Here is a 20,150-nt window from a genome sequence, read left to right on the forward strand (position 1 = left end):
GGGTATGAACGGCTTTAAACCATTAAATATGACAAATTATTGTTCGCTGTTTTGCAATTGATACATTTTGTGATAAATACCATTTAATTTAACTAAACTGTCATGATTACCACGTTCAACAATCTTCCCTTTATTTAAGACCAAAATTTGATCGGCATCTTGTATCGTCGACAAACGGTGCGCGATAATAATCGATGTTCTACCGCTTCTCATTGTGGCTAGTGAATCTTGGATGACACTTTCAGTTGTCGAATCAATATTTGCAGTCGCTTCATCCAAAATCAATATTTTTGGAGTCTTAGCCATAGTTCGACTAAATGCTAAAAGCTGTCGTTGACCGCTTGAGAAATCAGCACCTTTTTCAGATACTTTTTCATCATAAGCATGAGGTAAAGCTTCTATAAATTCATGAGCGTTAACAAATTCTGCTGCCCATTTCACCTTATTAAAGGTCATATTTCTATCATATAGTTGAATATTTGATTTAACTGTACCATAAAAGATAAAAGGATCTTGCAAGACGAGCCCTACCCGCTCCTTCATTTCACTTTTAGGTAGTTCTTTAATAGACGCCTGATCTATTGTAATGTCACCTTTAGTAAACTCATAAAATCTCATAAGTAGGTTGATAATTGAACTTTTACCAGACCCCGTGTGCCCCACTATAGCTGTTGTTGTTCCTGCATCAACCTTAAAAGAAATATCGTCTAAAACTTGTGTAACACCATCATAAGAAAACGATACATGAGAAAATTCAACGACGCCTTGATCAATCGAGAGATTTTCATTTTCATTTTGAACCGGTTCTAGACGGTCATCATCCATCAAAGTAAATACTCTACTTGCTGCCACTAGCGCTTGCTGGAATATATTTAAGCTTTGACTGACTTGGTTGATTGGCTCAAAGAAGCGTTCCATATATTGAATAAAGGCGAAAATCACCCCAGCTGAAACCGATGCTTCAAAACTTAAAAATCCAAAATAAGTCAAGATAACAATAATAGATAAGATATAGATCATATCAATGGCAGGTCTTAACAGTAGTCCATCGAGTTTAATATTTTTCATATTGTACTGATAGTGTGACTGATTGATACTTTCAAATTCCTGCCTTAGTCTTTTCTCTTGATTGAAGACTTGGATAATCTTCATCCCTTCAATTGATTCAGACAGTTTAGCATTCATGTCACTTAAGAGTGCTCTTGCACTTGAAAAATATCGAGCAGAATACTTTCTGTATAAGAGTAAAATACCGACAATCATTGGCATAAAGACTAGTGCGATAAAAGCAAGTTTAACATCTAAGATAAACATCATAACAAAACTCGATACGACCATGAAGAGAGCCATAAGGAAGGTGCCTAAAACATTGGTAAACATATCTACAATGGCTTGAGTATCATTGGTCAAACGAGAGACGACACTACCTGACGGTACTTTATCGAAATATTTCATACCGAGTTTGCCTATCTTTTCAAAGGTATCGATTCTCAATTGTTGAATGACTTTAAAGGCTAATTTTTGTAAGAGATATATTTGACAGTAGGTCGTGATGACTTGAACCACGTTGACTAAAACAAAGGCAAGGATTAAAAACATAATATCCGTTTCAGGGAAATGGGCTTTAATTAAATAATTGTCGATAAAAATCATGACTAAATAAGGTGTCATGACTCCCATGGCAGTGGATATTACGAGCATGGAAAATGCTAAAGTCATAAGCCACTTAAAAGGGAGGGTGTATTTAAGTAAACGGATGAGTACACTGAATTGATCTTTTAAGGTTAAATTAATCATATCTGTCTGTGTCGTCATTGATCGTCACCCTCTTTCAAGGATTCATCTAAAGCTTCACTTAAGCTTTCTTTTAAGGACTGAGCTCTGTAGGTCTTACTATACCAACCATTATTGTTCATAAGGAAGTTGTGATCACCACGTTCTTTAATCTCTCCATCTTCCATAACAAGAATTAAATCCGCCTGTCTCACTGCTGACATTCTATGCGCAGTAATAATATTAGTTTTACCTTTTCTCTCTTGGTTGAGGTTGTTCAAAATCGCCGCTTCCGTCTCCCCATCTACAGCAGATAAGGAATCATCCAAGATGAGAATTTCAGGTTTTTGTATCAAAGCACGTGCAATAGCAATTCTTTGCTTTTGTCCACCTGATAAAGAGACCCCTCTTTCACCGACCACTGTCTCGTAGCCATCTTTGAAATTCATAATGTCTTCATGAATATAAGAGAGTTCTGCTGCTTTGTGAATTTTATTAATGTCAATTGACGGATCTGTAAAGGCGATATTATTTCTAATCGTCGTTGAAAATAAGAAATTATCTTGTGGCACATAGCCAAACTTTTCTCTTAAATTTTCTATCTTAAGATCTTTAATATCTACTCCGTTTAGTTTAATCACATTGTCAGATCTCAAGTCGTACTCTCGGAGTAAGAGTCGAATCAAAGCAGTTTTTCCAGAACCAGTGTAGCCGACTATACCCAAAGTCTGTCCTTTTTTAAGTTCAAAATGAATATCTTTAAGAGAGACCTCATTCGATCCTGGGAATGTAAACGATTGAATATTAAATTCAATATCTCCAGTTTCAATTTCTTCAACTTGATAGTTGATATCAATGTCATTCTTAATTGACATGATGTCTTCAATTCTGTCGTAGGACGCTCGCCCTCTTTCTGTTAAATTAAAGAACCAACCTAATGCGAGTAGTGGCCAAATCATCATGCCTAAATATGTAGTAAAGGTAATTAGTTGTCCTAAAGAAATTTCAGAAGCTAAGACCATTCTTGCTCCAAAAAATATAGATAGAAAATATGAGCATGCAATAATCGCTGTAATCGTCGGATCAAATAAAGCATCCACCTTGGCCACTTTTAAGTTCTTGTCTACCACTTCAGCAGATAGTTTTTCAAAGTCCTTGAGATCTTCTTTTTCATAACCAAAAGTCTTTGTTACTTTAATCCCCGTTACAGACTCTTGACTTTTATCGTTTAGAGAAGAGAAAGCAGCCTGTGCTATTTTAAAAAGACGGCTCAGTAGATGACCATAATAGCTCGTTAAAATTACCATAAAAGGTAATGGAATCATAGCAATAATCGTCAATTTCGGGCTGACAGTCAGAGCCATAGTTATAAGCACTGCCCCACCCATTATGATGGAATCCGCAATAGTTAAAATCCCTTGCCCTGCGGTCATCTGCACGGCGTTAATATCATTTGTTGCATGCGCCATTAAGTCACCAGTACGTTTACGACCAAAAAAACTAGATGACATTTCTGAGTACTTTTTAAACAACTGTTGCCTGAGCAGCTTACCCAAACGGTTAGCCGCTCCAAAAATCATCACCCGCCAGAAAAATCTAAAGACATAAGCGAGGATCGCAACAACTAATAAAATTCCGCCGTATGTAAGTAATGTTGAAACCTCTAAAGTACTTGCTGTAATCCTATCTATGAAACGTCCGATGATTTGCGGCGGTACTAATTCTAATAGCGCCACAAGAACCAACATTAGAATTCCAACAATATAACTCTTTTTCTCCCTTTTGAAAAACCACCACAACTTTTTAAAAACCGCCATAATATCTCCCCTTATCTTAGGTCGATTTTACCATATATTTCGGATATTGAAATAATTCTTAGGTAGGAAAAGAGCCAGACTATACTTGGTATAATCTGGCTCTGGAAAATTTTATATAATTTGTTGTGAGATTTGACTTTTTGTGGAGATTGGCAGAATATCAGGACTATGAGGAGTTCTCATTGTCTTCCGGGAATGTTGGCAGTTCAATGAGAGTCGCTCATTGTCCTCCTAGAGTTCTGGCGGTTCAATGAGAAGCGCTCATTGTCCTCCGGAGATACAGACAAAGTCCAACCATACTCTTTATCCAATCAAAATCTTAATACGTATTACTTGCTCCTGGACCAAATGGAATTCCAAATAGATACCAGATCACAAATAAGATTGTCCAAGAAATTAAGAAGATGATCGAATATGGCAGCATGAGTGAAACTACTGTACCGATACCATTTTCTCTACCGTAACGCTGACTGAACGCAACAATTAATGGGAAGAACGGCATGAGTGGAGACACAACATTGGTTGTGGAATCTCCAATACGGTATGCTGCTTGGCTAACTTCTGGCGAAATCCCTAATTGCATAAACATTGGTACAAAAATTGGTGCCATAATAGCCCACTTCGCAGAGTCTGCCGCAATCACAATATCGATCAGAGCGGATAACAAGATAAAGATCACTAAAATCGGAACGACACCAATATCTAGTTTCTCTAATAAATTAGCCCCATTAACCGCAATGACGGTTCCTAAATTTGAATAGGTAAATAAGGCAACAAACTGTGCTGCAAAGAAGATTAACACGATAAAACCTGCCATCGTCTCAATAGAAGAATCCATGAGCTTAACAGCATCTTTATCATTTTTAATTTCTTTCGTCATTACCCCATATACTAAACCGGGAACTAAAAATACGAGCATCATTATAAAAATAATACTAGAAATAAATGGTGATCCAATGATGCCTCCATCGTCCCCTCTTAGCGGAGATGAAGGGAATACTACAAGAGCTAAGACTAATAAAACAGTAATAATCGCTGAAACATTTGACCATCTCAAAGCGCGTTTTTCAACTTTATTTATTTCTTCATCAGGCTGAATATCTGATTTAGAAAAATCATATTTTCCAAGTCTCGGTTCAATCACTTTATCAGTAATTAAAGTACCAAGGATGACAATTAAAAATGTTGAAGCTAGCATGAAATACCAGTTATCTGTTGCATCAACAATATAAGTCGTATCTAAAATTGCTGCCGCTTCAGTCGTAATACCTGCGAGCAGCGGATCATTCGTTCCAATTAATAAGTTGGCAGAATATCCACCTGCAACACCGGCAAAAGCTGCTGCTAAACCAGCTAGTGGATGTCTTCTAAAACCCAAGAAAATAATCGCACCTAAAGGTACTAAAACGACATAACCAACACTTGCCGCGATGTTTGACATAACACCCATGAAAACAACAATTGGTGTGACAAATTTCTTAGGTGCCTTTGTCACTACATTGGTCATTAAGGCACTGATATAACCACTTTTTTCAGCTACCCCAACACCAAGCATAGCAACTAAAACAGGACCGAGCGCAACGAAAGTTGTAAAGTGCTCAACCACTCCTGTAAAGATAAAACGAATCCCATCTGTCGTAAGTAAACTCATCACTTCAACTGTGAGTTCTTCACGCTTACCAGTATCAGGATTCATACCTGTGTAAGTCACATTGACTCCAAATAAATATGCAATATGAGAAATAATCACCACGAGCAAGGTGAATATTAGAAAAATTGTTACAGGATGCGGCAGCTTATTCCCGCCGTATTCAATCCAGTCAAGAACTGATCTTTTTTCTTTTAGACTATTATTCATAGGACACTCACCTTCTTTTGATAAAAAACCTTTATTCATTATACACAGGCTACTTACTTTTTGCCACTACCTAATCCTATGAAATTGATGAATACGTTTCCTTTATTTGCACACATAAAAAAACGACGTACAAAGATATCTTTGTGCGTCGTTAAGATTATTTACTTAAATCTAATTGAATGAAACATTGTCAAAGTGAATACGACCCGTTGGATCAATTTCAACTCCACTTACTTCTGATTCATTATAACCAACAGCGAACTGAACGTGGAAGAGATAAGATGCTGGAACCTCTTCTATTAGAATTTTTTCAACTTCTGTATATATTTCTTGGCGTTTTTCTTCATCAACTTCTGCACGACCAGCGTCTAAGAGACTATCAACTTCGTCATTAGCATAGAATGAACGGTTTCCTGCAGCACCAATATTTTTAGAATGGTACAAGGCATATAATCCGTAGTCAGCGTCACCAGTAACAGTCGTCCAACCTAGAATAAACATCTCATGATCACCATTTGCTAATGTCTCTAAGTAAGTACCCCATTCAAATTGTTCGATTTCAACATTGATATTTAATTCTGAAAGCGCGTTTTGAATATAGACAGCAGTATCAATAATTTGTTGATCATCATTGACCCAAATCGTCGTAGAGAACCCGTCTGCTACATCTGTCTCTGCTAGTAGCTCTTTAGCTTTTTCTATATCAAATCCGACACCTTCTAGCTCTTCAGTATAACCCCAAACATCAGGTGCAAGTGGCCCTTTAGCAGGTATTCCCATATCATCATAGACACCCGCAACAATTTCTTCACGGTCTATTGCATATGAGATTGCTTGTCTGACTTTTGGATCATTGAACGGTTCTTTTTCAGTATTAAAACCAAGGTATGACATACGAACTGAATCTTTAACTGCTAATGCTGTGTCAGCACCATTTTCAACTCTTTCAGTGTTAGACGAGTCAATATCAGTTGCGATTTGAACCCCACCAGTTTCTAACTCAGCAATTCTAGAACCAGTTTCTGGAATAACTTTAAATTCAACTGTGTCAAAATTACGTTCTCCACCTTGGAAGTCTTCAAAACGTTCTAATGTAACAGAATCCCCTGCACTACGAGAAACATATTTCATATGGTTAGTTCCATTAGGTTCTGAACTAATTACAGTTCCTAAATGTTCACCAAGCTCATCTTTTATTTCTTCATAGGCGTCACTTCCATTTGCACGTGCTTCATAATACTCATCAAGAGTCATGTCACTTTCAACAGCATCTAAAGCAGCTTGATAATCTGCATCGATCAATTCTTTAGGCATGATTCCTGCAGTACTATGTGCTAAGTGACTCGCTAATGGTGCAAATGGAATTGATGTATGTATATTGATTTCGTAGTCATTAACGACTTCAATCTCATCAATCATTTCGAACAAGAATAAAACAGGGGAAGCAAGTGCTTCATCTCTAACTCTATCAAAAGTCGCAACTACATCTTCAGCGGTAAAATCTTCTCCACCATGAAATGTTGTACCTTCTCTAAGTTTAAAGTTCCATGTTGTTTCATCAACTTGTTCATACTCTTCTGCTAAACCTGGTTGTAATTCCATTTCTACGTCCTGATTTAACAGTCTTTCATAAATATTCGACCTGACCTGACTTGAAGCAGAGTCATTTGAACCGTGTAAATCAAGCGACACGACATCAGCCATCGTTCCAATGGTTAAGTCCCCCGTCTTCTCACTTTCTTCGCCTTCTTCTCCACTTGCCGCTTCATCAACGTTTTCGTCACTTGAACATGCCGTGAGTATCAAAAGGAAAGCGATTACAAATAATGATAAAAATTTTTTGCTCTTCATGGATGTTTATCCTCCTTTGTTTGATAATTCATTATATACATGATTATACTTAATTTTCAATATATTTCTAAAAATCACAAAAATACGGACTGTTATACAGTCCGTATGCACTATTACTATTTCTTTTTAGCTTCTGCTTTTGCTTTTTCAGATGATTTATTCATCATACCCATCATTTGATTAATTTTCTTCTGAGATGGTTTTTGACCCATCTGCATCATCATAATTCTGAGCATGTCTTCATTTATAGGAGGGTTCTTCTCTAAATAATCCATCATATATTTTCTAGAGAGCCAAAATCCTAATGCAAAACCACCAATGAGGGCTACAATTACAATTAGTATCCATATCCAAGTCGCCAAAATGCTCACCTCTTTCCGCTGTAAACCACTATATAGTTTACATTAACAACCCTTAAAATTCAACGTTTTATTTACCACGTACAATGTTCTTAAGATTTTCAACAGTAAAGCCATAACGCTCGACGACTTCATTACCAGGTGCACTTGCACCAAAGGTATCGATAGTTAGCAATTTACCGTTAATCCCTACAAATCTGTGCCAGCCTAAGCTTGCAGCCATTTCAACCGCTGTACGGTTATCAATTTGTGTATTTAAAACAGATTCAATATAATCTTCATCTTGATTTAAGAAGGCTTGAACGTTTGGTATAGATGCTACTTTAATATTCATTCCTTCTTCTTTAAGTGCTTTAGCAGTATTCACAGCTAGAGATACTTCTGAACCACTCGCAAAGACAATCGCATCGTCGCCACCGTCATAAGCTAAGTAGCCTCCACGTCTCACACCGTCTTCTACTGTTTCTTCTGACAGTTCTAAGACTTCAAGATCTTGACGAGTTAAAACAAGTGCCGTCGGAGTATTTGTCGATTCAATTGCTACCTTCCAAGCCACTCTTGTTTCGTTACCATCTGCTGGTCTAATCACATTTAGGTTAGGAATTGCACGTAAACCAGCAAGTTGTTCGATTGGTTCATGCGTTGGACCGTCTTCTCCAACTGCAATAGAATCATGTGTTAACACATAAGTTACTGGTAATTGCATCAAAGCACTTAAACGTACTGCTGGTTTTAAGTAGTCTGAGAAGACAAAGAATGTTCCGCCATATGGATATACTCCACCGTGTGCAGCCATACCGTTAAGAGCCGCAGCCATTGCAAATTCTCTGACACCAAACCAAATATTACGGCCACCGTAATTATCTTTAGAGTAGTCCGTTTCTTCTTTTACATTTGTTTTGTTACTGCCGGCTAAATCAGCAGCTCCACCAAATAGTGTTGGTATTGTCTTAGACAACTCTTGAATCATGTCTCCAGAGTTTCCTCTAGTTGCTTTTTTAGTCCCTGCTTCATAGCTAGGTAGATTGTTAGCATAATCACTAGCAAGTTCTCTATTGACTGCATTGATAAACTTCTCGTGTAGTTCAGGTTTTTCTTCTTTAATGTCTTCAATTGTTTGATTCCATTTTTCTTCTGCTTCTTTACCACGCTCAGTCAATGTTTCTTTAAAGCGTGTATAAACTTCATCTTCAACATGGAAAGTTTTTTCATGGTCTAAACCATATGCAGTATAAGCACCTATTCTCTCCTCATCACCAAGTGGTGCACCGTGAGAATCAGATTTACCAGCCTTAGTTGGGGCACCATAACCAATCACAGTCTTCACTTCAATAAGTGTTGGTTGAGTGCTTGTTTTTGCTTGTTCAATCGCTTGGTCAATTGCGTTTAGATCATTACCATCTTCAACGCGGATATAATCCCACTTATAAGCTTTAAAACGCATAGCTACATCTTCAGAGAAGCTCTTATCTAAATCTCCATCTAAAGAAATATCATTTGAATCATAAAGTACGATTAATTTACCAAGTCCTAAATGCCCAGCAAGTGAAGCAGCCTCATGTGAAATACCTTCCATCAAGTCTCCATCAGATGCTAAAACATATGTAAAGTGGTCTACTGCTTTTTTGTCTTCACTATTAAATGTTGCCGCTAAATGACTTTCAGCCATTGCCATACCAACACTCATAGCAAAACCTTGACCGAGTGGACCTGTAGTCACTTCAACACCTTTAGTGTGTTTAAATTCAGGGTGACCTGGTGTCTTAGACTCATACTGTCTAAATTCTTTTAAGTCATCCATTTCTAAAATGCCAGAAAGATGTAAAAGACTATAAATTAACATAGAGCCGTGTCCTGCACTCAGTACAAAACGATCACGGTTAAACCAATCTACGTTTTCTGGATTAAAGTTTAAGTGTTTCTTCCATAGTACATAAGCCATTGGTGCTGCACCCATCGGTAAACCTGGGTGACCAGAATTCGCTTTTTCTATTGCATCAATACTCAAAGTACGTATCGTATTGATTGCTAGTAAATCTGTCTTATCAAATGACATCTCATTCGACTCCTTTATTCTATTTCTTACTCTGTAATGCCTTGACCTTTTCAGGTGTTACATCATTGCCCTCAGGGTCAATGACTTTGGCGTTTTCAATGTGATTTCTAAATGATTGTCTAAAATTACTTAAATATTCTTTTCTGAGCTCAGCTAGTTCAGTCATTTCAGTATCAGAAATTGTAGCTTCTTTTTTCTTTTTAGCGAGCGCATTGAGTCTTTTTAATTGTTCATCATTTAACATATACTCCGCCATCCTTTCTTATATAATTTACCATAAAAAAGGTGCAGAAACCAAACAGTCCTGCACATATTGTGATATTTCTTACATATTCAATTTATTTAGCAACTGAAAGTTCATAATTAGCGAAATCTACGCTCATTCCTTGAGGTAACATCCCAAGATTTACAGCACCTGTTTTGTCATTAACTTCACTATTAGCCGAAGCCATGTTCGATTGTTCATCTTGATAAAATTCAATATTGTTAGAGTTGCTTTCTACACTATTAAGAGAATAGGTGTTCTCAAATAGATTCTCTTGATTTTGACTAAAACTATATATAAGTACTAGCATAAGCGTAACTGCGAATAAACTAAGTAATGATTTAAATTCTGATTTTGTCATTTTCATCAAACTCCTTCGAACAAATGTTTGTATAAATAATATAACAGAACGCTTGTTCGTAGTCAACATAAATACGAACAAATGTTTGTAAGCGCCTCTATATTGTGATAAAATTTAAATAACATAAGGTTGGAGGTAGTAATATGAAGGATTTAACAGATAGACAAAAAGATATTTTTCAATTTATAAAAAGAAGTGTTAATGATAAAGGATATCCACCAAGTGTAAGGGAGATTGGAAATGCAGTAGGACTACAATCGTCATCTACTGTTCATGGGCATCTCGCTAAATTAGAAACCAAAGGTTATATAAAACGAGATCCAACAAAACCTCGTGCCATTGAAATTGTACAAGCAGATTCAAGCAATGAGACTGCTGTCATCCATGTTCCAGTACTCGGGAAGGTAACTGCAGGTTTACCAATTACAGCAGTTGAAAACGTCGAAGAATACTTCCCGCTTCCAGAGCATTTCACAGCCAACCATAACAGTGAAATTTTCTTACTTAATGTCGTTGGTGACAGTATGATTGAAGCCGGCATTCATGACGGTGACCGCGTGATTGTTAGAAAACAAAACATCGCACATAACGGTGAAATTATTGTCGCTATGACTGAAGACGATGAAGCAACAGTGAAACGCTTCTATAAAGAAAAAGGATACTACCGACTACAACCTGAAAACGCCACAATGGAACCTATTTACTTAGATAACGTTAGTGTTCTTGGTAAAGTGGTTGGATTGTTCAGAGAGTTTATGTAAAAAAGACAAGTAGCAATTGCTACTTGTCTTTTATCTTTCTAAGAAGTTTTCTGTATAGTATGGCACATATTCTTCATCGTAACTAATACCGATACCAATATAGGAAAAGTTTTCATTTAATATATTTACTCTATGAGACGGTGAGTTCAAAAGACTGTGATGTGCAAAAATAGGTGAAGTATGCCCTGTTGCGATATTTTCACCCGCAAAAGAAAAGTCTACATCTTGAGCCATCAATCTTTCTTTTAAACCTGAGCCATCTGGATTTTCATGGTCAAAGAAATGACGGCTAGCCATATCCTGACTGTGCTTTCTTGCCACATCATCGATTTCACTGACTCTTTCCAGTGGATGATAGCCATAGGAGATTCTTGCTGAATTTAATAAGTAGTAATGCATGATTTCATTTTCTTCAATAGAAGGATGATTATAAAGACTCTCAATTTCTATTAATTCATCTTTATGTAAAACAAGCATACCATTGACCTTATCGTTTTCATGAATATCATAGAAGAAATACACATAGTGATCACCAACATCAAAGACATCAAATTCCTCATGTTCGACATTGAGTCGCTTCCACTGTTTCCTCACATAATCAACAGGCTCACCGTATGTTTTTCTCGCTTCACTTCGGTCCATACCATCAATAGACATCATGCCAAAAGACACATCAGGTGAATTTGTATACCCACCTGTAATCACACCATCTCTGACTAAAATCATGTGAAAGGCTGCAGGTTGATTCATGATAACAAAGTCACCTTCGTACTCTGAACCAATAACCATTAAAGCGTCTTTGTCCATCGACTCACCAAGCGTATAGTCAACTTTTGTTTCTTGACTACTATAGACTTGTTCTATTTTTGAAGTGTCGTAATTTGGTATAAAGTTACTCTCGAACCAGTGACTAAAGTAGTCTTCATTCATGCCATTTTTAAAATCGTAAGATTGAATGATTGGTACGATAAAGAGCATTGCTATATATAAAATTGTTAATGCTATAATTCGTTTAATCATTCAATCCCCCACTAAATTTTAACGTATAAGTTATCTATTAGGCGCGTTTTGGAAAATTTCACTGCAATAAAAATAATTACATCTTCTTGAATTTTATCGATTTCTTTTAAGCCATCTGCTGAATAGATTGCTAGATCATCGATGTGAGCACTCGTGTTTTGTTCGATATATATTTTAATTTCTGATGCAATTTTACTAGGACTATCTTCACCATTAACAATATGCTCACTCGCCATGTTAAGTGCTTGATAGATGGATGCTGCTTCAGCTCTTTCTGTCTCTGTTAAATTAACATTTCTTGAACTTTTTGCAAGGCCACTCTCTTCTCTTTTTGTCGGCACACCAAACACTTCGACTGGAAGGTTAAAGTCAGTGACCAAAGCTTTGATAATCATCAATTGCTGACGATCTTTCTCTCCAAAAAAAGCGTAATCTGGTTGAACAATATTAAAGAGCTTTGCAATCACAGTCACTACACCTTCGAAATGACCCGGTCGTTTTCGACCATCTAAAATACTTGCCATGGACTTGATACGAATGGTAAATTCCATGTCTTTCGGGTACATCTCTTCGATGTCAGGATGAAAGACTAAGTCCACTCCGTATTTTTGACAGAACGCTAAATCATGGTCAATATCTCTTGGATAGCTATCAAAGTCTTCATTGGGTCCGAACTGTAAAGGATTCACAAAGATTGAAACAACTACAAAATCAGCCTTTTCTTTAGCAGCCTTAATCAAAGCGCCATGTCCTTCATGTAAGTAGCCCATGGTTGGCACCATGGCAATTGTTTTTCCCTTATGGTTTTTAAGTATTTCTCTTGTACCTTGAATTGATTTTGTAGACTGCATCAGTCAAACACCCGCTTCTTATAAGTCGTAGACTCATCTGGGAAACTTTTATCTCTAACTGCTTGGCTATATGCTTTTAAGCCATCAACAGCAAGACTAGACATATCTCCATAAGCCTTAACAAACTTAGGTAGACGCTCTGATCCATATTGCAGTAAATCATGGTAGACGAGCACTTGACCGTCTGTCTCCACTCCAGCACCGATGCCAATTGTTGGAACATAAACATGCTCAGTAACTTTTTTAGCAAGGTCCATCGGAATCGCTTCTAGTACCATCATAGAAACACCCGCTTCTTCTATTGCCTTAGCTTCTTCGATTAATTTTTCTGCAGCTTCTATATCGCCTGCTTGCATCTTAAATCCTGTTAAACCAAAATGTTGTGGTGTGAGACCTAAATGGCCACAGACAGGCACACCAGCTTTGACTAAGCCTTTAATGACCTCTATTGAATCTGCACCTTCAAGTTTAAGCATATTTGCATCTGTTTCTTGATACAATTTAATACCATTTTTAATTGCCTCGTTCACATCACCGTGATATGAACCAAATGGCATATCAACTATGATAAAAGTATTTGGCGCCCCTCTTCTTGTTGCTTTTGCATGGTGAATCATATCGTCTAAGGTCACCTTAACAGGTGAATCATAACCGAGTACAACCATACCAAGAGAGTCCCCCACTAAAATCACATCGACATCAGCACTTTCTGCTGACTTAGCAGACGGATAGTCGTAGGCAGTTACCATGACAATTTTGTCATTATTCTTCATGCTGATTAACTCCGCAGTCGATTTCATAGTTTCCCTACTTTCTAAAAATTAGTTATACTTGATTTTACCACAAAATAGCTATAATTAAAGAACGGAGTGATCTGATGAAGGTTGGTATTATCGGGGCTGGTGCTGTCGGTAGCATCATCGCTAGAGAGCTATCTAAAATCCCAAATATTGACTTAAGACTCATGGCAAGAAGTGAAAGAAAAGGATTTATAATTAAACATAAAGGTGAAGAAGTTTTTCATCCGATTGAAGTTAAAGATATTTCAACTATTAATGAACAATTCGATTTAATATTTATCGCAAGTAAAACTACAGCGCTCGCTAATGTAAAAGATAGGGTTACAGAGATGATGCATGAAGATACTGAACTCGTCTATGCTTTAAACGGCATGGGCTATGATGATATGTTTAGTAACAGTATCCCGAGTGTCGTTTACATCAGTGGCCAACAAACAAAGGATTATATCGAACACTTTTTAAACCAGCGCTTAATCGTTGAAGATAAGACTTATCGATACTTAGATACTTTAATTCAACAACTTGAAGTGAATAAAAACACCACATTAACAATTGAAAAATCAACCGATTTTAAATTAATGCGCTATGAAAAACTCCTCATCAATGTCGGTGTTAATAGCGTTACTGCCTTAAGTAAAAATACTGCTCAAATTTTCAAATCACAAGAAATGATTGAACTAACGAAAATTTTACTCAAGGAATCTGTCGACATCGTTAATCATTATAATACAGACGGTCTTACAATCGATGAGAGCTTTATCGAAAGAGCAATTAATACATATTTAACTTATCCCGACCATATGGGAACCAGCATGTATTATGATGTCTTAGATAATCGTCCAATCGAGGTTGAATATATTCAAGATTATTTAGTACGTCTATGTAAAGATGATAAAGAAGCACCTGTCTTAAGAACAGTCACAGCCCTCTTAAATGGCTATAATATGACAAAAAGCTAGCCCCTTAATGGGACTAGCTTCTTTTTGCTTTCTTTTTAGGTCTAAAGTAAAAGAACCATACTAAGAAGGCGATACCTAAAATCGCAATGATCAAGTATGCAACATTAGAATAGACATCCATAATTCCAACGATATCTTCCCAGTTTTCTCCAACTGATGCACCTAAGTATACTAAGATAATATTCCAGATTAAAGTACCGACGGTTGTCAACAGTAAGAAAAGTGGCATAGACATCTTGGCCATACCTGCCGGAACGGAAATTAAACTTCTAATTAAAGGTACGAAGCGGCAGAAAAATACTGTCCAACCGCCGTATTTGTCGAACCATTGATAAGCTTTTTCAATATCTGTTTCAGTAACTCTTAACCATTTACCATAGCGGTTAATTAATTTTTTCATTCTCTCTTGGCCTAAAATAGAACCAATATAGTATAGAACAAGTGCACCAGCGACTGAACCGACCGTTGATGCCACTACTACACCAAAGATCGACATCGCTGAATGTGCGGTCATAAAGCCACCAAAAGTTAAGATAACTTCTGAAGGAATTGGCGGAAAGATATTTTCTATAGCAATTAAAAAGACGATTGCCCAGTAGCCAAACTGATTGATTAATTCTTCTAATAAATTTTCCATGTTATATCCTCATATTTAATAAATTATGTGCCGCAATAAGTTTTAAAATTTGGATTGATGTCATCCTCACCCGGTGCCCCAATGTACTTGTCACCGAGCTTATCATTATACGGTTTAGATACTGCTTTTAGCAACTGTTTCACTTCACCATAATGACCTTCTACTGCTTGATCTAAAGCGTTCTGTACCAAGTGGTTGCGTGGAATAAAACTAGGGTTCGCCCCGTTCATAACAATATTAATGTCATCTTTCTTAGCGTTTTGTGCCTTTTTACGCGCTTGATATTTTTCAAACCAATTGATGAATTCACTATCTTCAAACATTGGAAGCTTGTGATAATTCGTCAGACAAAAATCTCTAAATGTCCGCGTATAATCTGCTTGATACTTGTACATAAAGCCAAGAAAGTCTGATAAGAGCTCAGTATCATACTCGTCTTCATGATCGAGGTCTAAGATTCCTAATTTATTACCCATTATCGTCGTATAATGTCTTTGATAATAAAATGGATATTTATCTAAGATTTCTTGTGCTTTTTTCACCGCTTCATCACTATCTTCAGCAAGTAATGGAATTAAAGTTTCACCTAACTTACTCAAATTCCATTGACCGATAGAGGGTTGGTTTTTATAGCGGTAACGCCCATTTGTATCGATTGATGAAAAATAAGTATCCGGCTCATATTTATCTAAAAATGCACAAGGCCCATAATCTAAAGTTTCTCCTGAAATCGACATATTATCAGTGTTCATAACACCGTGAATAAAACCAACTGCCTGCCAGTCTGCAATAAGTTCAGCTTGTTTTTGCACGATCTGTTCATAGAACATAAGATATTTATCTTCATCTTTTAAAGCACTTAAATATGGATAATGACGTTTGATAGCAAAGTCTGCCAAGGCTTTTAACTCTTCTTTTGAAAGTCTTGCTGCATATTCAAAAGTTCCAACACGAATATGAGACTCAGCCACTCTTGTTAAGACACCACTTGCTACCTTAGTTTGTCTAATTAAGGTTTCTCCCGTATCAATAACTGCCAAAGCACGTGTCGTTTTAATTCCTACATTAGCCATGTATTCACTAATAATATATTCTCTCAGCATAGAATCGAGCGGTGCACGACCGTCCCCTTGTCTTGAATATTTTGTAGGACCTGATCCTTTTAAGACAAAGTCAACTTTCTCATGGTCATCAAAATTATGTTCGCCTAAGAGGACATTTCGTCCATCTCCGAGCATATTAGGTACACCAAACTGATGTCCCATGTAAGCTTGGGCAAGCGGTTCAACGCCTTCTGGTAAATGGTTACCTGAAAAGAAGTCTGTATCGTTTTCTAGAGCTTTATCATCTATTTCTAATAATCTCGCTAAGTGATTGTTGAAGAGGACCATTTTAGGATCAACACATTCTTCTGGCTCATAGGGAGACCAAAAAGAGCGAGGCAAAGTCCGATAATCGTTAGTGAAGTTAATTCCTTTATACATAGTCGGCCTCCTAAGATATTTCTTTGATTACTCAGTATACTATATCCCTTAAAACATAAGAAGTAATTGCATGCTCAATTTCCCTACAAATTAGTCAAAAATTTGTTATAATTATCTATTGTCGGGTGATATCTTAAGTAAAAACATAGGAGATGGACACATGTCAAATGGTTTAAATAGAGCTTCTTGGAAGTATGCCTTTGCATATACTGGAATCGTTGTCGGTGCTGGATTTGCAACAGGTCAGGAAGTTTTACAATTCTTTACGAGTTATGGTTTAATATCAATCGTCGGTGCGATTCTCACAGGACTCATCGTTATGTTTGTCGGTAGACAAGCTGCTAAATTAGGTTATGCTACACACGCTAAGTCCCACGTGGTACCTTTAAATACACTTTTTGGAGACAAACTTGGAAAGCTTGTCGATATCATACTTGCCTTCTTCTTATACGGGCTTGCAATTGTTATGATTGCCGGTAGTGGCGCAACCTTCAATGAAGGTTTTGGTCTGAGTCCACAAGTCGGTGCAATTATTTTAATCGTCGTTGCCTTTTTAACTTTATTAATGGATTTCGATAAAATTATTTCCGTCATCGGAATGATTACACCACTACTTGTCGTTGCAATGTTGATTATTGCAGGATACAACATTTTAAATCCCATGGTTCCTTTTTCAGAAGTAAATAATTATAACGACATTTCAAGAACGCCAACAGGTAGTTGGTGGTTTGATGCGATTACTTATTCAGGCTTTACTCTAGCAACGGCCTTTAGTTTTTTATCCATAATGGGATCAGAAACACCGCGTCAGTCTGTTGTTAAAAGAGGTGCGATATTCGGTGGGATTTTAATCACTTTCTTAATGCTCTTGATTAACTTTGGAATCTTATCGATCATGCCAAAAGCTTACGATGTATCATTGCCAACTATGCAAATGGCTGCGAATTTAGCCCCTTGGTTTGGTACGGTATACTCAATCATTATTATTTTACTGATTTTTAACTCAGTTGTTGGATTTTTATACCCATTCTTAACTAGATTTACTAAGCCACAATCAGGTAAATATAAAATTTTACTGGTTGCTTCACTAGTTGTTGGTTATCTAGCAACTTATATTGGATTCGTAGAACTCGTTAATATCATCTATCCTTTATTTGGTTATGTGGGATTATTTATTGGAATTATGTTAACTGTTCGTTGGTTTTTCTTAAAACGGAAAGCTTATAATCTAGCAGGTAAAATTTCAGATGATAATGAAGACTAATATTAATATAAATGAAGACACTCTTAACTTATGAATAGTTAAGAGTGTTATTTTATTTATTATGTAATTTTACATTTATTAAATGTTTATTAGTTTCCTAGTAGTTTATATAAGTCATGTATATCAATTTACTAGGAGTTGTCGTATTTAATGTCTAATGGAAAGAACAGAGCGTCTTGGCGAATTGGATTCGCCTATGCCGGCATTGTAGTAGGTGCCGGATTTTCAACGGGACAAGAAGTCCTACAATTTTTTACCAGTCATGGACTAATCTCTATTGTTGGTATCTTGGTGGCAGCACTCATACTGATGTTTGTCAGCAGGCAAGCAGCAAAACTCGGTTATCGCCTAGATGCCAACTCACACGAGGAACCACTAAGAGCTTTATTTGGTAGTAAAGTTGGGCCAATTCTTGACTACTTACTTGTCTTTTTCTTATATGGAATCGCGGTCGTCATGATTGCAGGTAGTGGTGCAACCTTTAACCAAGCATTTGGAATTAAAGAATCATACGGAGTCATTATACTCATTGTTATAGTTGGAGCAACTTTACTACTTAATTTCGATAAGATTGTAAATATTATTGGTGGGATCACCCCGCTACTCATTGTAGCTGTTGTAATTATAACCACTTATAATATTATCAACCCACAAGTACCATATTCAGAAGTTAATAACTACGTTGACCCATCACGTGCACCATCAAATTTCTGGTGGTTTGATGCTATCACTTATGCAGGCCTTGCCTTTGCAACTGCCTTTAGCTTTTTATCAATTATGGGATCTGATGCAAGTCGTCATGCCATTGCACGTCGCGGCGCCGTTTACGGTGGACTTATCACCCTGTTACTGATGATTTTAGTCAACGTCGGTGTCCTATCAATCATGCCTGGAGCAAATGAAGTTCCCTTACCAGCTATGTTAATGGCTGAAAACATGGCACCATGGGTTGGCACCGCCTACTCTATCATTATCATTTTGCTCATATTTAACTCAGTAGTCGGACTCTTATACCCATTCTTGATTCGTTTTACTACACCCTATTCTAAAAATTATAAAATCACTATGGTGATTTCCTTAGTGATTGCCTTCTTTATTTCTAAAGTCGGTTTCGTAGAATTGGTAAATATCGTATATCCGATACTCGGTTACATCGGACTCGCTATTGGGATTGCACTATTTGTTCGCTGGATTTTAAATAAGAATACTAAGAAAAAACTGTTATAGGTTATTGTTTGAATTTGTCCCAAGTGTCATCTGTTGGTAGATGGTGCTTGGGACTTTTTTGGTGGTGTCGATCCGGGAGTGGGAGTTTTATTTTTTCTTAGAATTGTCTTGATCCATAAGCTATTCTTGTTTTAGAAGAAAATCACGCTCCTGTTTTAATAACTCATATTCCTGATTCTTTTCTTCCAGTTTTTGAAGCAATTTCTCTGTTGTTAACCCTTGATATAGCTTAGTCTTTTCCCTAGTCTTATAGCTCTGATGGTACTTATTTATTTTTTTACCCTTACGATGTCCGGGTCTAGGCCCAGGTATTTAAAGCTATTTTTTGGACTGCATCCTCTTTGGATCAATTGATGATACTCTTCCTCAAATCGTTTACCGTAAATAATTTTAGTAGATGTAACTTTTTCAACGTAATATGACTTCTGAAGCGCTTGTATTTCAATTGTACTGAATGTTTTTGTCATAATTGCCTCCATGTCTAGAATTTGCTTCGCTCTTTGTCTAGGTGTCCGAATCTTTGAAGGAAAAGTTCACCTGTGTCCTTAAGTAAAACGGATGGAGGACTGGATGTCCACTAATAATTATTGTAGGGTTGCTTGGTGTCCAGTTTATAATTGGTTAGGAGGACAATGAAGGATCCTCATTGTCCTGAAAGCACGTTACCTGGACTTCGTTCAACCCTCATTGTCCTGATAGCACGTTACCTGGACTTCGTTCAACGCTCATTGTCCTGATAACCGTTTACCTGGACTTCGTTCAACCCTCATTGTCCTGATAGCACGTTACCTGGACTTCGTTCATCCC

18 protein-coding genes are annotated in these 20,150 nt (G+C 36.9%); 4 read left to right on the plus strand and 14 right to left on the minus strand.

Going from position 1 to position 20,150, the window contains the following annotated elements; genetic code table 11:
* Positions 1–36: 36 nt before the first annotated feature.
* The 8 genes from JEOSCH030_RS07390 to JEOSCH030_RS07425 all read right to left on the minus strand — a co-directional run bounded on the left by JEOSCH030_RS07390 (position 37) and on the right by JEOSCH030_RS07425 (position 10,289).
* Positions 37–1,815, minus strand: coding sequence for an ABC transporter ATP-binding protein (locus JEOSCH030_RS07390; RefSeq protein WP_185125950.1), 1,779 nt, complete (start codon positions 1,813–1,815; stop codon positions 37–39).
* The gene (locus JEOSCH030_RS07395; protein ID WP_185125951.1) at positions 1,812–3,590 is read right to left on the minus strand and encodes an ABC transporter ATP-binding protein; all 1,779 of its coding nucleotides are present in this window, start codon (positions 3,588–3,590) and stop codon (positions 1,812–1,814) included. Before JEOSCH030_RS07395 ends, JEOSCH030_RS07390 begins: the two co-directional genes overlap by 4 nt.
* 319 nt (positions 3,591–3,909) lie before the next feature.
* The gene (locus JEOSCH030_RS07400) at positions 3,910–5,448 is read right to left on the minus strand and encodes an AbgT family transporter (protein WP_185125952.1); all 1,539 of its coding nucleotides are present in this window, start codon (positions 5,446–5,448) and stop codon (positions 3,910–3,912) included.
* Between the two features lie 171 nt (positions 5,449–5,619).
* Positions 5,620–7,299, minus strand: a complete 1,680-nt coding sequence (locus JEOSCH030_RS07405) for a glutathione ABC transporter substrate-binding protein (RefSeq protein ID WP_185125953.1) — start codon at positions 7,297–7,299, stop codon at positions 5,620–5,622.
* Between the two features lie 116 nt (positions 7,300–7,415).
* Positions 7,416–7,661, minus strand: a complete 246-nt coding sequence (locus JEOSCH030_RS07410; protein WP_185125954.1) for a YneF family protein — start codon at positions 7,659–7,661, stop codon at positions 7,416–7,418.
* A gap of 67 nt (positions 7,662–7,728) precedes the next feature.
* On the minus strand, positions 7,729–9,714 hold the full coding sequence (tkt, locus tag JEOSCH030_RS07415; RefSeq protein WP_185125955.1) for a transketolase: 1,986 nt from the start codon (positions 9,712–9,714) through the stop codon (positions 7,729–7,731).
* Positions 9,715–9,733: 19 nt separating this feature from the next.
* Positions 9,734–9,958: a DUF896 domain-containing protein gene (locus tag JEOSCH030_RS07420; RefSeq protein ID WP_185125956.1), complete on the minus strand. Its 225-nt coding sequence runs from the start codon at positions 9,956–9,958 to the stop codon at positions 9,734–9,736.
* Between the two features lie 94 nt (positions 9,959–10,052).
* Positions 10,053–10,289 carry a hypothetical protein gene (locus JEOSCH030_RS07425; RefSeq protein WP_185125957.1) on the minus strand — a complete coding sequence of 79 codons (237 nt, stop codon included), beginning with the start codon at positions 10,287–10,289 and terminating at the stop codon, positions 10,053–10,055.
* 194 nt (positions 10,290–10,483) lie between these two features.
* On the opposite strand from JEOSCH030_RS07425, the gene lexA reads away from it, so the two are divergent.
* Positions 10,484–11,101: a transcriptional repressor LexA gene (gene lexA, locus JEOSCH030_RS07430; protein ID WP_185125958.1), complete on the plus strand. Its 618-nt coding sequence runs from the start codon at positions 10,484–10,486 to the stop codon at positions 11,099–11,101.
* Between the two features lie 30 nt (positions 11,102–11,131).
* Here lexA and JEOSCH030_RS07435 read toward each other — a convergent pair whose 3' ends face one another.
* Genes JEOSCH030_RS07435 through panB form a run of 3 tightly spaced genes read right to left on the minus strand, consistent with a single transcriptional unit; the run spans position 11,132 to position 13,772 of the window.
* Entirely contained in the window at positions 11,132–12,121 is a 990-nt protein-coding gene (locus JEOSCH030_RS07435; protein WP_185125959.1) for a CAP domain-containing protein, read from the minus strand.
* An 11-nt stretch (positions 12,122–12,132) separates the two neighbouring features.
* Positions 12,133–12,975 (minus strand): pantoate--beta-alanine ligase, encoded by an 843-nt coding sequence (panC, locus tag JEOSCH030_RS07440; RefSeq protein WP_407929473.1) that lies wholly within the window; start codon positions 12,973–12,975, stop codon positions 12,133–12,135.
* On the minus strand, positions 12,972–13,772 hold the full coding sequence (gene panB / locus JEOSCH030_RS07445; RefSeq protein WP_185125961.1) for a 3-methyl-2-oxobutanoate hydroxymethyltransferase: 801 nt from the start codon (positions 13,770–13,772) through the stop codon (positions 12,972–12,974). Before panB ends, panC begins: the two co-directional genes overlap by 4 nt.
* Positions 13,773–13,849: 77 nt before the next feature.
* Between panB and JEOSCH030_RS07450 the strand changes: the two genes are divergently transcribed.
* Positions 13,850–14,731: a ketopantoate reductase C-terminal domain-containing protein gene (locus JEOSCH030_RS07450; protein WP_185125962.1), complete on the plus strand. Its 882-nt coding sequence runs from the start codon at positions 13,850–13,852 to the stop codon at positions 14,729–14,731.
* A gap of 13 nt (positions 14,732–14,744) precedes the next feature.
* On the opposite strand, the gene JEOSCH030_RS07455 is transcribed toward JEOSCH030_RS07450, so the two are convergent.
* Both JEOSCH030_RS07455 and JEOSCH030_RS07460 read right to left on the minus strand, forming a co-directional pair.
* Positions 14,745–15,368, minus strand: coding sequence for a DedA family protein (locus tag JEOSCH030_RS07455; protein ID WP_185125963.1), 624 nt, complete (start codon positions 15,366–15,368; stop codon positions 14,745–14,747).
* Positions 15,369–15,391: 23 nt separating this feature from the next.
* Positions 15,392–16,852 carry a protein adenylyltransferase SelO gene (locus JEOSCH030_RS07460; RefSeq protein ID WP_185125964.1) on the minus strand — a complete coding sequence of 487 codons (1,461 nt, stop codon included), beginning with the start codon at positions 16,850–16,852 and terminating at the stop codon, positions 15,392–15,394.
* Between the two features lie 160 nt (positions 16,853–17,012).
* On the opposite strand from JEOSCH030_RS07460, the gene JEOSCH030_RS07465 reads away from it, so the two are divergent.
* Both JEOSCH030_RS07465 and JEOSCH030_RS07470 read left to right on the plus strand, forming a co-directional pair.
* Entirely contained in the window at positions 17,013–18,116 is a 1,104-nt protein-coding gene (locus tag JEOSCH030_RS07465; RefSeq protein ID WP_185125965.1) for a YkvI family membrane protein, read from the plus strand.
* A gap of 150 nt (positions 18,117–18,266) precedes the next feature.
* Complete coding sequence (locus tag JEOSCH030_RS07470) at positions 18,267–19,343, plus strand: YkvI family membrane protein (protein ID WP_185125966.1); 1,077 nt, start codon at positions 18,267–18,269, stop codon at positions 19,341–19,343.
* A 269-nt stretch (positions 19,344–19,612) separates the two neighbouring features.
* Here the strand turns inward: JEOSCH030_RS07470 and JEOSCH030_RS10970 are convergent, their stop codons facing one another.
* A complete protein-coding gene (locus tag JEOSCH030_RS10970) occupies positions 19,613–19,822 on the minus strand; it encodes an HTH domain-containing protein (RefSeq protein ID WP_407929469.1) in 210 nt (69 codons plus the stop codon).
* Positions 19,823–20,150 lie beyond the last annotated feature (328 nt).

Source organism: Jeotgalicoccus meleagridis (genome assembly GCF_903994045.1).
Taxonomy (GTDB): Bacteria; Bacillota; Bacilli; order Staphylococcales; family Salinicoccaceae; genus Jeotgalicoccus; species Jeotgalicoccus meleagridis.